11 protein-coding genes are annotated in these 13,333 nt (G+C 66.2%); 6 read left to right on the forward strand and 5 right to left on the reverse strand.

Translation table 11 applies throughout. From position 1 onward, the window contains the following. The 3 genes from AC06DU_RS01280 (at position 1) to dcp (ending at position 4,022) form a co-directional block, all read left to right on the forward strand. A complete protein-coding gene (locus tag AC06DU_RS01280) occupies positions 1-630 on the forward strand; it encodes a lysophosphatidylcholine acyltransferase (RefSeq protein WP_024939028.1) in 630 nt (209 codons plus the stop codon). Between the two features lie 98 nt (positions 631-728). Further along, positions 729-1,745: an isoaspartyl peptidase/L-asparaginase family protein gene (locus AC06DU_RS01285; protein ID WP_478203337.1), complete on the forward strand. Its 1,017-nt coding sequence runs from the start codon at positions 729-731 to the stop codon at positions 1,743-1,745. Positions 1,746-1,853: 108 nt separating this feature from the next. Next, complete coding sequence (dcp, locus tag AC06DU_RS01290; protein ID WP_478203339.1) at positions 1,854-4,022, forward strand: peptidyl-dipeptidase Dcp; 2,169 nt, start codon at positions 1,854-1,856, stop codon at positions 4,020-4,022. A 119-nt stretch (positions 4,023-4,141) separates the two neighbouring features. Here dcp and AC06DU_RS01295 read toward each other — a convergent pair whose 3' ends face one another. After that, positions 4,142-5,197, reverse strand: a complete 1,056-nt coding sequence (locus AC06DU_RS01295; protein ID WP_065033141.1) for an MBL fold metallo-hydrolase — start codon at positions 5,195-5,197, stop codon at positions 4,142-4,144. 102 nt (positions 5,198-5,299) lie between these two features. Here AC06DU_RS01295 and AC06DU_RS01300 point away from each other — a divergent pair, with 102 nt between their 5' ends. Continuing rightward, positions 5,300-5,932, forward strand: a complete 633-nt coding sequence (locus tag AC06DU_RS01300; protein ID WP_102255390.1) for a TetR/AcrR family transcriptional regulator — start codon at positions 5,300-5,302, stop codon at positions 5,930-5,932. A gap of 157 nt (positions 5,933-6,089) precedes the next feature. Here AC06DU_RS01300 and AC06DU_RS01305 read toward each other — a convergent pair whose 3' ends face one another. The 4 genes from AC06DU_RS01305 to AC06DU_RS01320 form a co-directional block, all read right to left on the reverse strand. Beyond that, positions 6,090-6,437 (reverse strand): VOC family protein, encoded by a 348-nt coding sequence (locus tag AC06DU_RS01305; protein ID WP_184632005.1) that lies wholly within the window; start codon positions 6,435-6,437, stop codon positions 6,090-6,092. A gap of 77 nt (positions 6,438-6,514) precedes the next feature. Beyond that, a complete protein-coding gene (locus AC06DU_RS01310; protein ID WP_184230523.1) occupies positions 6,515-7,243 on the reverse strand; it encodes a helix-turn-helix domain-containing protein in 729 nt (242 codons plus the stop codon). A gap of 145 nt (positions 7,244-7,388) precedes the next feature. Then, positions 7,389-8,651 (reverse strand): cation:proton antiporter, encoded by a 1,263-nt coding sequence (locus tag AC06DU_RS01315; protein ID WP_478203341.1) that lies wholly within the window; start codon positions 8,649-8,651, stop codon positions 7,389-7,391. A 378-nt stretch (positions 8,652-9,029) separates the two neighbouring features. Beyond that, a complete protein-coding gene (locus AC06DU_RS01320) occupies positions 9,030-9,986 on the reverse strand; it encodes a LysR family transcriptional regulator (protein ID WP_228959805.1) in 957 nt (318 codons plus the stop codon). A gap of 119 nt (positions 9,987-10,105) precedes the next feature. Here AC06DU_RS01320 and aceB point away from each other — a divergent pair, with 119 nt between their 5' ends. Next, positions 10,106-11,722 (forward strand): malate synthase A, encoded by a 1,617-nt coding sequence (gene aceB, locus AC06DU_RS01325; protein ID WP_228912479.1) that lies wholly within the window; start codon positions 10,106-10,108, stop codon positions 11,720-11,722. 178 nt (positions 11,723-11,900) lie between these two features. Beyond that, a complete protein-coding gene (gene aceA, locus AC06DU_RS01330) occupies positions 11,901-13,196 on the forward strand; it encodes an isocitrate lyase (protein ID WP_478203342.1) in 1,296 nt (431 codons plus the stop codon). Positions 13,197-13,333 lie beyond the last annotated feature (137 nt).

Below are 13,333 nucleotides of genomic sequence, written 5' to 3' on the forward strand. Positions count from 1 at the left end.
GTGAGTCACACCGACCCGTCGTTGCCACCGGTAACACAGGCCAACATCCTGCTGCAGCCCTCTCCACCCAGAATGCCACGCGCCCATGGCCGCTTCGGCCGCTGGCTGGGGCGCACGGCACTGCGTCTGACCGGCTGGCGCCTGCTCGGGCGGCTGCCCGACGAACCCAAGCTGGTGATGATCGTCGCCCCGCATTCGTCCAACTGGGACGGCTTCCTGGGCTTTGCGGCCAAGTTCGCGCTGGGCTTCGACGTGCGCGTGCTGGGCAAGGCGCAGCTGTTCTGGTGGCCGCTGGGTCCGCTGCTGCGCAAGCTCGGCGCCATCCCGCTGGATCGCAGCTCGCCGCAGGGCACCATCGGCCAGGCGGTACGGCTGATCCGCAATTCCGAACAGATGTGGTACGTGATCACCCCCGAGGGCACCCGCAAGCGGGTAGAGCACTGGAAGGCCGGCTTCTGGAAGATCGCCTCCGATTCCAAGGTGCCGATCCTGCCGGTGTATTTCGACTACCCCAGCAAGACCGTGGGCATCGGCGAGCCGTTCTGGACCGGCACCGACATGGCCGCCGATATCGCCGCCATCCGCACCTGGTACCGGCCGTGGCGCGGCAAGCATCGCGATACGCTGTGAGAATGCGGCCGCGCGCTTGAAAGGTTTTGTCGCTGCCGGTCGCCTGCATTCATGACCGGCGCCGCCGGGCACCTCGCTGCCTCCACCGAGGAAACACCATGATGGGCTTGTCCGCACGCGCACTGTGTTTGTCGCTCTCGCTCCTGCTTGCTGCCGGCCCGCTGCTGGCGGCCACGCCGATGCTGGTGATCCACGGCGGCGCCGGAGTGGAGAAATCCAGCCTTTCCAGCGAGGAACAGGCGCAGGCGCGCGAGGCGATGCAACGCGCGCTGCGTGCCGGGCACGCAGTGCTGCAACGTGGCGGCAGTGCGGTGGATGCGGTGGCGGCCACCATCACCGTGCTGGAGGATGCGCCGCAGTTCAACGCCGGGCGCGGCGCGGTGTTCACCCATGACGGCAAGAACGAACTGGATGCCGCAATCATGGACGGCGCCACCGGCAAGGCCGGCGCGATTGCCGGCGTGCACACGGTCAGGAACCCGATCCAGCTGGCGCGCAGCGTCATGGACCATTCCAAGCACGTGATGCTGGTCGGTGACGGCGCCGAACAATTCGCGCGCGAGCAGGGCGTCACGTTGGTCGACCCGGGTTATTTCCGCACCGACAAGCGTTGGCAACAGCTGCAGAAAGCGCGCAAGGCCGAAGCCGGCGACCGCCAGGCGCAGGCCGAACTGGACCTGGAAACCGCCAAGCATTTCGGCACGGTGGGCGCGCTGGCGCTGGATCGCGCGGGACACCTGGCCGCCGGCACCTCCACCGGCGGCATGACCAACAAGCGCTATGGCCGCGTCGGCGATGCGCCGATCATCGGCGCCGGCACCTATGCCAACAGCCAGTGCGCGGTGTCCGGTACCGGCTGGGGCGAGTTCTACATCCGCGCGGTGGCGGCCTACGACATCTGCGCACGCATGAAGTACGCCGGGCAGTCGTTGCAACAGGCCGCCGACACGGTGATCGACCAGGAGATTCCCAAGGCCGGCGGCGACGGCGGTGCCATCGCGCTGGATGCGCAGGGCAACGCCGCATTCCCGTTCAATACCGAAGGCATGTACCGCGGCTGGATCGGCGCCGACGGCGGCCCGCACGTGGCGATCTTCAAGGACGAGACGCTGTAGCGCGCGCATCCTCAACCGCACCCATCTTCCCAATCCAACGGCACATGCCGACGCTGCGCAAACCCGCTAGCGTGACCGGCTGCGCTACCCACTCAGGAATCACACGCCATGTCGCGTACCGTCGTTCTGGCCGCTGCCATCACCCTGGCACTGGCTGCTTGTTCTGGAAAAGATTCGTCCGGTAAGGAGTCCACCACCGTGCCCGAAAAGACCGCCACCACCCCGGCCGCGGATGCTGCGCCGAACCCGCTGCTGACCGCCAGCACGCTGCCGTTCCAGGCGCCGCCGTTCGACAAGATCAAGGACGCCGATTACCTGCCGGCCTTCGAAGAAGGCATGCGCCTGCACCTGGCCGACATCCGCAAGATCGCCGACAACCCCGAGCCTGCCAGCTTCGACAACACCATCGAGGCGATGGAGCGCAGCGGCGAGACGCTCACGCGCGTGTCGCGCATCTTCTTCGGGTTGGTGCAGGCCGATACCAGCGATGCACGCCAGAAGATCCAGGAAGAGATCGCGCCCAAGCTGGCTGCGCATCAGGACGAGATCAATCTCGACCCGAAGCTGTTCGCACGCGTCAAGACGATCTATGACCAACGCGACACGCTGAACCTGGAGCCGGAGCAGAAGCGTCTGGTCGAGCGCGACTACGAAGAGCTGGTGCGCGCCGGTGCGCAGCTGTCGGAGGCCGACAAGGCCAGCCTGCGCAAGCTCAATATCGAAGAAACCACGCTCTCCACCCAGTTCCATACCCGTCTGGTGGCCGCCTCGGCCGCCGGTGCGGTGGTGGTGGACGACAAGGCCAGGCTCGACGGCCTGAGCGAGGGCGACATCGCCGCCGCCGCCGATGCGGCCAAGGCGCGCAAGCTCGACGGCAAGTATCTGCTGACCCTGCAGAACACCACCCAGCAGCCGGTGCTGGCCTCGCTGAAGGACCGCCAGCTGCGCGCCGACGTGCTCAAGGCCTCGGAAACACGCGCGGAAAAGGGCGATGCCAACGACACCCGCCAGACCATCCAGCGCCTGGCGCAGCTGCGCGCACAAAAGGCCAAGCTGCTCGGCTTCGACAATTACGCCGCCTACAGCCTGGGCGACCAGATGGCCAAGACCCCGGACGCCGCGCTCAAGCTGCTGACCGACACCGTGCAGGCGGCCACTGCCAAGGCGCGCCGCGAAGTGGCCGAGATGCAGAAGGTGATCGACGCGCAGAAGGGAGACTTCAAGCTCGCCGCCTCCGATTGGGACTTCTACGCCGAGCAGGTGCGCAAGGCCAAGTACGACCTTGACGAGGCGCAGATCAAGCCGTATTTCGAGCTGGACAACGTGCTGCAGAACGGCGTCTTCTACGCGGCCACGCAGTTGTACGGCATCACCTTCAAGCAGCGCACCGACATCCCGACCTATCACGCGGACATGAAGGTGTATGAAGTGTTCGACGCGGACGGCACCTCGATGGCGCTGTTCTACACCGACTACTTCAAGCGCGACAGCAAGTCCGGCGGCGCCTGGATGGACGTGTTCGTCGAGCAGGACGGTCTCACCGGCGCCAAGCCGGTGGTCTACAACGTCTGCAACTTCACCAAGCCGGCCGCCGGCCAGCCGGCGCTGCTGAGCTTCGACGACGTCACCACGCTGTTCCATGAGTTCGGCCACGCGCTGCACGGCATGTTCTCCAAGGTGAAGTACCCCTCAATCGCCGGCACCAGCACCTCGCGCGACTTCGTCGAGTTCCCCTCGCAGTTCAACGAGCACTGGGCGTCCGATCCCAAGGTCTTCGCCAATTACGCCAAGCACTACCAGACTGGCGCGGCGATGCCGGCCGAGCTGGTGGAGAAGATCAAGAAGGCCAAGACCTTCAACAGCGGCTACGCCACCACCGAGTACCTATCGGCCGCGTTGCTCGATCTGGCCTGGCACACCCAGCCGGCCGATGCGCCGCTGCAGGACGTGAGCAAGTTCGAAGCCGACGCCCTGAAGCGCTTCAAGGTGGACCTGGCCGAAGTGCCGCCGCGTTATCGCAGCAGCTATTTCGACCACATCTGGGGCGGCGGTTATTCGGCCGGGTACTACGCGTATTTCTGGTCGGAAGTGCTCGACGACGACGCGTTCGAATGGTTCAAGGAAAACGGCGGCCTGACCCGCAAGAACGGCGACATCTTCCGCGCCAAGATCCTTTCGCGCGGCAATACCGTCGACCTGGCCACGTTGTATCGCGATTTCCGTGGCAAGGATCCCAGCGTCAAGGCGCTGCTGGAAAATCGCGGTCTGACGGAGTGAGCGACTGGATGACGCGCCTGCGTCGTTGGCGCATGCGTGTGCAGTAGCTGCAACAGCAATCGAAACGGGATGGCCACGCGCCATCCCGTTTTTGTTTGTGGATGCGTGCACCGCACTGGCTAGCGCGGCGCCACCAGGCCATCCGATGCCTGAGTCGCAGCATCCTGTCGCCACCAGCGCAGGCGATTGCCGGGCGCGTTCAGATCCACCCGCTCGCCCATGCGCGGCGTCGCCAGCGCAACGCCGGCGCTGTCGGCCAGGGCCACGATCCGGTCCAGCGGTTCCTGCCACGCGTGCATGGCCAGGTCGAAGGTGCCGTTGTGGATCGGCAGCAGGGTCTGCCCGCCGACGTCCAGGTAGGCCTGCAGGCTCTGCTCCGGCTGCATGTGCACATGCGGCCACTGCTGGTCGTAGGCGCCGTTTTCGATCAGCGCCACGTCGAACGGACCGAGCTGTTGGCCGATGGTCTTGAAGTGCGGGCCATAGCCGCCGTCGCCGCTGAAGAACACGCGCAGCTCGCGTTCCTGGATCGCCCAGGAGCACCACAGCGAACGACCACTATCGAACAGCCCGCGCCCGGAAAAATGCTGCGACGGGGTGGCGGTGAGTTGCAGGCCATCGATGTTGATCGTGTCCCACCAGTCCAGCTGGCGCACCTTGGCCGGGTCCACGCCCCAGCGCACCAGCAGATCGCCCACGCCCAGGGGCGCGACGAACACGCCGACGCGGTCGGCCAGGGCACGGATGCTGGCGCGGTCGAGGTGGTCGTAATGGTTGTGCGACAGGATCACCCCGGCCAGCGGCGGCAGCTCGTCCAGCGCGATCGGGGGCGCATGGAAGCGCTTGGGCCCGGCGAACGGCACCGGCGAGGCGCGCCTGGAGAATACCGGGTCGGTCAGCCACAGGCCACCGCCCAGCTTCATCAGCACGGTGGAATGGCCCAAGCGATACAGGCTGCGATCGGGCGCGGCAAGCAGTTGCGCGCGTGTCAGCGGCTGTACCGGCAGTGGCGCGGACGGCACCGTGGTGCTGGGTTTGTCGAAGAGGACGGTCCAGATCAGGCCGATCTGCTTGCGCAGGCTGAGCGCGGTGGTCGGCAGCGGCAACGCATTGCGGAACCGGCCGCCGCGAAACTGCGGCGAATCGGCATACGGGGAGGGGCGAGAGGAAGCCATGGAGAGTCCGATCAGGAGCAAGGAACGACAGCAGGAGGAAATTACACCGAGCAGTGTAGTTTCATTCCGCTGAAAGTAAACTGCCGGGTGTAAAATGATCCGATGTCGAGCGCATCTTCCCCCCGGCCCGCGCCGCAGCGGCTGACCGACCGCAAGCGCCACGCCATCGTCGAGGCGGCCATTGTCGAGTTCCGCCAGCATGGCTTCGAGGCCACCAGCATGGACCGCGTGGCGGCCACTGCGGGCGTGTCCAAGCGTACCGTCTACAACCATTTCCCCAGCAAGGACGCGCTGTTCGGCGAGATCCTGCGCGGGCTGTGGCAACGCAGCGCCGACGCGGTGAATCTTGTCTACCGGCCCGACCAGCCGCTGCGCGCGCAGCTGATCCAGCTGCTGCAGCAGAAACTGCACCTGCTCGACGACCCGGCGTTTATCGACCTGTCGCGTGTCGCCATTGCCGAAGGCATCCATTCGCCCGAGCGCGCGCGTGCGCTGATCGCGCAATTGGGCAGCAAGGAAGAAGGCACCACCACCTGGGTGCGCGCCGCACTGGCCGACGGCCGGCTGGCGGGCGTGGAGCCGGAGGTCGGCGCGCAGCAACTGCAGGCGTTGATCAAGGGCTTCGCGTTCTGGCCGCAGATCGCCATGGGCCAGCCGCCGCTATCGCCGCAGCAACGCGCCCAGGTGGCCGAATCGGCGGTGGCGATGTTCCTGGGTTTGTACGGGCGCGAGTGATGGTCTGCGATGCGCGTGCCGGCGCAGCGCCGCCCCGCATCGCAGGCCGGATCTTCCTCGCATTGCAGGTCGACCGCAGCGCTGCAGGGCAACGCCTGCGTCTTGCGCCACGCTGTCTATGCAACCCTTGCCGCTGCAGCCTGCGCATGTTGCGCGCTCAGTCCTTCGACCACACCGCCAGCGCATAGCCATGCGGATCGGTGAAATGAAAACGTCGCCCGCCGGGAAACGCAAAGACCGGCCTGGTGATCTGCCCGCCCGCCGCTTCGATGCGTGCCTGGCTGTAGGCGAGGTTGTCGGAGGCCAGGACCACCAGCGCACCACCGGGCTGGGCGGGGCAGTGGAAGAAGCCACCGCTCAGCCGGCCGTCGCGGAATTCGCAGTAATCCGGGCCGTAATCCTGAAACGTCCAGTCGAAGGCCTGCCCGTAAAAAGCCTTGGCGACGGCGATCGAGTCGACGGCGAATTCGAGGTAGTCGATGCGGTGCTGCGGCGTGTTGTCGATCATGGCGTGGCGTCCTCCGCGAGTGGAGGTACAGCATGCAGTCGGCGCGTATGACTGGCTTGGCGAAAACGGCCAATTCAGCGTGCGTGGCGCCGTACCAACACGCGCGGGCTCAGGCCGGTGAGCTGGCGCGCATCGCGCACCAGGTGCGGCGCATCGCCGTAACCGGCATCCAGCGCCGCGTCAGTCAGACTGCGGTGCTGGCCGGCGATACGCAAAAAGCGCTGCAGACGCAGCACCCGCTCCAGCGTCTTGCTGCCATAGCCGAACGCATCCTGGCAGCGGCGGCGCAACGAGCGCTCGCTGAGACCCAGCGCCTGGGTCAATTCGCTCAGCCGGGCGGGGGTGCCGGCACGCAATCGATCGAACAGCCACGCCATCTGGCGGTCTTGCGATGTGCCGTGCTGTCGGCACAGCGCCTGCAAGGTGTGTAGCGGGTCGGCGCCGTCTTCCAGGCGGTGTTGCCAGGTGCGCCCTTGCACGCCCCACAGCGATTCCAGTGCAACGCGTTGGTCGGCAATGGCATGCAGCGGGAGCTTCAACAGGCCGGCTGCCGCACCCGCTGCCAGGCGCACCCCGCTCAGCGCACTGCCCGGTGCCAACGCTGCCATGGCGGCGGTGCGATCGGGCCCGGCAACCAACAGCAGCGTGCCATCCCAGATCAGATCGACGCTGCCATCGGGCAAGACCAGCACGGGGTCCGTTGCGGCCGTGCCCTGGCGAAACCGCCAACTGCACTGCAGCTGCGCGTGTAACGCCGGCGGTGCCGGGCTTTCGGCATAACAGGACTCGGAGAGTTCGGACATCGGTGCGTTGTGCGAAGAGGTGGATGCCGTGCGGCTCGGTGGCCGCAGCGATGAGAGTGCATGGCGTCGACCGCATTCGGTCGACATCGCAGGCCCGCGCCGACGCAACCATCGTGGCCGCATCCGGCAGGCTGGCGCTGCATCGTCAATGCGGGCGGTTACCCGCGCCCAGCACGTTGGCGGTGACGGTGTGCCGGCCGCGTTGCAACCAGGCCACCATCGGCGAGGCCATCACCGTGGTCACCAGCGTCATGCCGAACAGCAGGGTGAACAGGTCCGGCCCGATCACGCCGCTATCCAGGCCGATCTTGATCACCACCAGTTCCATCAGGCCGCGTGCGTTCATCAGCGAACCCACGCTCAGGCTATCGCGCCAATCGTGGCCGCTCAGGCGCGCGCCCAGGGTGCAGCCGATCAGCTTGCCGGTGACCGCCACGCCGACCACCAGCGTAAAGCCGCCCACACCTGCGCCGACGAACACGCCGGAGCTGGTGGCCTGGCCGGCGACCGCAAACAGCACCGGCATCAGCAGGGTGATCGCCAGGGGTTCGATGCGCCCGGCCAGGTGTTCCAGCAGGCGGTCATCGCGCGGTACGCAGATGCCGAACAGGAATGCGCCGAAGATCGCATGCAGGCCGATCCATTCGGCCGCTGCGGCGCAGGCCAGCACACCGATCAGCACCCACACCAGCGCAGTCGGCGCATAGCCTCCATCGCTTGCGCGCGGGGTGAGTACGCGCGCATACACCGGCTTCAACACGCCGAACGCCACCGCAAGCAGCACCACCGCACCGGCCGCAGTGAACGCAACGCCGCCATGGCTGTTGCCGCCGGTCAGGGTGAGCACGATCGCCAGGAACATCCACACCGTGGCATCGTCGATCACCGCCGCGCCCAGGGCCAGGCGGCCGGCCGGCGTGCGGGTCATGTTGCGGTCCTTGAGGATGCGCGCCAGCACCGGAAACGCAGTCACCGACATCGCTGCGGCAATGAACAAGGCGAAGGGCCAGAAGCCGATGCCTTGCGGAGCAAAGCGCGCAAACAACCACGGTGCGGCGGCCAGCCCCAGCAGCAACGGCAGCACGATACCGGACAGCCCCACCAGTACTGACGCGCGCACTTGCGCAGTGGTGCCTTCCGGCGCACGCAATTCCACGCCGACGATGAACATGAAAAGCACCACGCCGATGTTGGCCAGGCCCGACAGTGGCGGCAAGCTGCTGGCGGCGAACAACACGCCATGCAACTCCGGCAGCCACGCGCCGAATGCGATCGGCCCCAGCAGCAGGCCGGCGGCCATTTCGCCGATCACCGACGGCTGCCCGAAGCGTTGCAGCAGCGCACCGCATGCACGCGCCGCGCCCAGGATCAGCGCCAACTGCACCAGCAACAGCATGGTCGGATTCATTGCGTCAGCCTTGGTTGGTTGAGTCGGCTCGCCCCTGCAGTGCGGGACAGCTGCGCATCTGGTCAGTTGTTTCCCCGGACTGATCAGCGGTGACATGCCGTCCCCACAGCATCGGCCTAGTCTATGACGACAACCGCCGTGCGGTTGCATCGAACCGACATGACGCGGCGCAGTGCGGAGTGATTCGTACTGCAGCAGGAACCAATCGTCGGTGCTGCTTGTGTGCGCTTGCACGGCTTGATCGAACGATGCATTCAATGGCAACCCGCATGTCGCACACGGGATCGCAGATGGAGAGCGCGTAAAGGCTCATGCGCTGTGCCTGGCGAGCAAGCTCAGGCGCGATGCGAGCTCATGCCTGCACAGCAGGCAGCAGACTCACCGCTCCGAATCGCCGCTCTCGTCATACCCGCGCGGGGTAAACAGATCCGGCTGGATCAGCTCGATAAAGGCACGCGCCTGCGGCGACAGATACTTGCCCTTGCGCACCACCACGCCATAACTGCGGGTGGGGAAGTAGTCCTTCAGCGAGCGGGTGGCGAGTTTGTCGCGGTCTGCATCGGTGACGCAGATTGCGGTGACGATGGAGATGCCCATGTCCATCGCCACGTATTGCTTGATCACTTCCCAGCCGCCCACCTCCAGCGCCACGGTGTAGGGCACGCGTGCCTGCTGGAAGATCAGATCGACCAACCGATACGTCACCTGCCGGCGCGGCGGCAGGATCAGCGGATACGGCGACAGATCCTGCAGTGTGACCGTGGACTTGCTGGCCAAGGGGTGGTCGGGCGGGGTGATCAGCAGCTGTTCGAAGCGGTACACCGGCGCGTAGTTGAGGTCGGCCGGCACGTCCAGCATCGAGCCGATCGCCAGGTCCACTGCGTCTTCGCGCAGCAGGTCGGTGCCGTCGGCGCTGATGGCGTTGTGCAGGGTCAGCCGCACGTCCGGGTGGCGCGCGCGGAAGTTCGCCACGATGCGCGGCAGCAGGTACAGGATGGTGGAGCTGTTGGCGGCTATATTGAGCTCGCCCGCGTCCAGCCCGCGCACCTTCTCGCGAAAGCTCGCCTCCAGCCCATCCAGGCTTTCCACCAGCGGCAGCGCCATGTCGTAGAGCAGCTGGCCCTCGCGGCTGGGCGCCATGCGGCGCCCCGAGCGCTCGAACAGGGCTACGCCCAGGTCGCGTTCCAGCGCCTGCAGTTGCAGCGTCACCGCCGGCTGGCTCACGTACAGCGCCTCAGCCGCCCGTGAGACAGAACCCAGACGCACTGTCTGGCAGAACGCGCGCAGCGGCTTGAGCCGGTCGGATTTGTAGGAAAATCGCGGGGTTGGAGACATCTGGGTGAGTTCTGAAACCCAATATAAGTCAGGCTTATTTACAGCATTGATAAAACTGCTTTGTCAAATAATTTCCGCCGGCGCACGGTACAGGTCCGGATGCACAAGGACTCCCCGACATGTCTGCCACCGCTTTTGCCCCACGTCCCACCGAACGCGCCACGCCCGGGCTGTCGCTGACCACGCAGATCGCAGGCCAGGCAGAACTGCTGCCGGCCGCCGCGCTGGCCTTGCTGGTGTCGTTGCACCGCGCGATCGAACCCGGCCGCCAGCAGCGCCTGGCCCGCCGGCGCGCCCGCCAGGCCGAGTTCGATGCCGGCCAGCTGCCGGATTTCCGCCCCGATACCCGCGCCATCCGCGATGGCGACTGGCGCGTCGCCGCACTGCCGTCGGCGCTGCAGGACCGCCGGGTGGAGATCACCGGCCCCACCGATCCGAAGATGGTCATCAACGCGCTGAACTCCGGCGCCAAGGTGTTCATGGCCGACTTCGAGGATTCCACCGCGCCGACCTGGCGCAACCTGCTGGCCGGCCAGCGCACGCTGGCCGCTGCGGTGCGCGGCGATCTCAGCTTCGATGCGCCCAACGGCAAGCATTACGCGTTGCGCCCGGAAGCCGAGCGCGCCGTGTTGATCGTGCGCCCGCGCGGCTGGCATCTGGATGAGAAGCACGTGCTCATCGATGGGCAGCCGCTGGCTGGCGGCCTGTTCGATGCGGCGGTGTTCGCCTTCCATAACGGTCGCGCGCTACTGGCCAAGGACCGTGGCCCGTATCTGTACCTGCCCAAGTTGCAGAGCATGGAAGAAGCCGCGCTGTGGGAGACCGCGCTGGCGCATATCGAAGCGATGCTTGGCCTGCCGCACGGGCAGATCAAGGTGACCGTGCTGATCGAAACGCTGCCGGCGGTGTTCGAGATGGACGAGATCCTGCACGCGCTGCGCGAGCGCATCGTCGGGCTCAATTGCGGCCGTTGGGATTACATCTTTTCGTATCTGAAAACTTTCCGCGCGCATCGCGACCGCGTGTTGCCCGAACGTGGCCAGGTCACCATGACCCAGCCCTTCCTCAAGGCGTATTCGGAACTGTTGATCAAGACCTGCCATCGCCGCGGCGCCCATGCGATGGGCGGCATGGCGGCGCAGATTCCGATCAATCACGACGAGGCCGCCAACGAGCAGGCGATGGCGCGCGTGCGTGCCGACAAGCTGCGCGAAGTCAGCGCCGGGCACGATGGCACCTGGGTGGCGCATCCGGCGTTGATTCCGGTAGCGATGAAGATCTTCGACGAGCACATGCCCACTGCGCATCAGCAGCATGTCTTGCGCAACGACGTGCAGGTGACGCGCGACATGCTGATCGCGCCTTCGCCGGGCACCGTCACCCGCGCCGGGTTCGAAGGCAATGTCGAAGTCTGCGTGCGTTATCTGGCGGCCTGGCTGGACGGTAATGGATGCGTGCCCATCCACAACCTGATGGAAGACGCCGCCACTGCCGAAATCAGCCGCGCGCAGCTGTGGCAGTGGTTGCATCACGGCCAGCACCTGGACGACGGCACTGCGATCGATCAGCCCCTGTTGCAGGCCACGTTGCGTGCGTTGCCGGCACGCCTGGGCGCGACCGATGCACTGCCCGGCGCCGCACGCATCGACGACGCCATTGCACTGCTGGACACACTCAGCCGTGCCGATGCGCTGGCCGACTTCCTCACCGTGCCGGCGTATCGCCTGATCGATTGAGCCAACGCTGCAGCGACACGCCGGCGCACGCGCGCTGTCGCTGCAATCCATTCACGTCATGCATCAAACCGCCGGTTGCGCCCACGCGCGCAACGACGGCCTTGCCATGCCCGGCGCGTATCAATGCGCCCCTTTCTTCCTCGTTGCACCCGTCGTATCCCTGCCAGGAGAACGCACCATGAGCAGCACACTGCAGACCGCCGAACAGATCCAGCAAGACTGGGCCAGCAACCCGCGCTGGGCCGGCATCACCCGCAACTACACCGCCGCCGACGTGGTGCGCTTGCGTGGCACCGTGCATGTCGAGCATTCGCTGGCGCGGCTGGGCGCGGACAAGTTGTGGAATGCATTGCACGCCACGCCGTTCATCAATGCGCTGGGCGCGTTGACCGGCAACCAGGCGATGCAGCAGGTCAAGGCCGGGTTGAAGGCGATCTACCTGTCCGGCTGGCAGGTCGCCGCCGATGCGAACCTGGCCGGGCAGATGTATCCGGACCAGTCGCTGTATCCGGCCGACTCGGTGCCGGCGGTGGTCAAGCGCATCAACAACACCTTGTTGCGCGCCGATCAACTGCATCACGCCGAAGGCAATGACGACATCGACTTCCTGCAGCCGATCGTGGCCGATGCCGAGGCAGGCTTTGGCGGCGCGCTCAACGCCTTCGAGTTGATGAAGGCGATGATCGAAGCCGGCGCGGCCGGGGTGCACTTCGAGGATCAACTGGCATCGGTGAAGAAATGCGGCCACATGGGCGGCAAGGTGCTGGTGCCTACCCGCGAGGCAATCGAAAAGTTGAATGCCGCGCGTCTGGCAGCCGATGTGCTGGGTGTGCCCACGCTGCTGATCGCGCGCACCGATGCCGAGGCGGCCGATCTGATCACCAGCGACGTGGATGCAAACGACCAGCCGTTCACCACCGGGCAGCGCACCGTCGAAGGCTTCTTCAAGACCCGCAACGGGCTGGATCAGGCGATCAGCCGCGGGCTGGCCTACGCGCCGTACGCCGATCTGATCTGGTGCGAGACCGGCAAGCCGGATCTGGAATTTGCGCGCGCCTTTGCGCAAGCCATCCATGCCAGATTCCCCGGCAAATTGCTGGCCTACAACTGCTCGCCGAGCTTCAACTGGAAGAAGAACCTGGATGACGCCACCATCGCCAAATTCCAGACCGAGTTGGCGAGCTACGGCTATAAATTCCAGTTCATCACCCTGGCCGGCTTCCACGCCCTGAACTACGGCATGTTCAACCTGGCGCATGGCTACGCACGCCGCCAGATGAGCGCCTTCGTCGAGTTGCAGCAGGCCGAGTTCGCGGCGGCCGAGATGGGCTTTACCGCAGTCAAGCATCAGCGCGAGGTGGGCACCGGCTATTTCGACGCGGTGACGCAGGCGATCCAGCAGGGCCAGTCGTCCACCACCGCGCTGCGTGGCTCGACCGAGGAAGAACAGTTTCACGGCGAAAAGGCCGCATAACCCAGCGCGCAGGCGCCGCGACCGCGTGCCGGCCGGCCGACGGGTGAAACGGAGCAGCGGGCTTCGCCCACCGCCAAGCCCCGCTAGCACCGCTGGGGGTGGTGGTGGCCTGTCGGAGAGGATGGCGGGCTCTGCCG

The sequence above is a fragment of the Xanthomonas sp. NCPPB 3200 genome, assembly GCF_056393585.1.

What these genes read in the sequence shown, in the direction of transcription:
- AC06DU_RS01285 (WP_478203337.1), top strand. Translation starts at nt 729, where the DNA reads ATGATGGGCTTGTCCGCACGCGCACTGTGTTTGTCGCTCTCGCTCCTG.
- dcp (WP_478203339.1), top strand. Translation starts at nt 1,854, where the DNA reads ATGTCGCGTACCGTCGTTCTGGCCGCTGCCATCACCCTGGCACTGGCT.
- AC06DU_RS01295 (WP_065033141.1), bottom strand. Translation starts at nt 5,197, where the DNA reads ATGGCTTCCTCTCGCCCCTCCCCGTATGCCGATTCGCCGCAGTTTCGC.
- AC06DU_RS01300 (WP_102255390.1), top strand. Translation starts at nt 5,300, where the DNA reads ATGTCGAGCGCATCTTCCCCCCGGCCCGCGCCGCAGCGGCTGACCGAC.
- AC06DU_RS01310 (WP_184230523.1), bottom strand. Translation starts at nt 7,243, where the DNA reads ATGTCCGAACTCTCCGAGTCCTGTTATGCCGAAAGCCCGGCACCGCCG.
- AC06DU_RS01315 (WP_478203341.1), bottom strand. Translation starts at nt 8,651, where the DNA reads ATGAATCCGACCATGCTGTTGCTGGTGCAGTTGGCGCTGATCCTGGGC.
- AC06DU_RS01320 (WP_228959805.1), bottom strand. Translation starts at nt 9,986, where the DNA reads ATGTCTCCAACCCCGCGATTTTCCTACAAATCCGACCGGCTCAAGCCG.
- aceB (WP_228912479.1), top strand. Translation starts at nt 10,106, where the DNA reads ATGTCTGCCACCGCTTTTGCCCCACGTCCCACCGAACGCGCCACGCCC.
- aceA (WP_478203342.1), top strand. Translation starts at nt 11,901, where the DNA reads ATGAGCAGCACACTGCAGACCGCCGAACAGATCCAGCAAGACTGGGCC.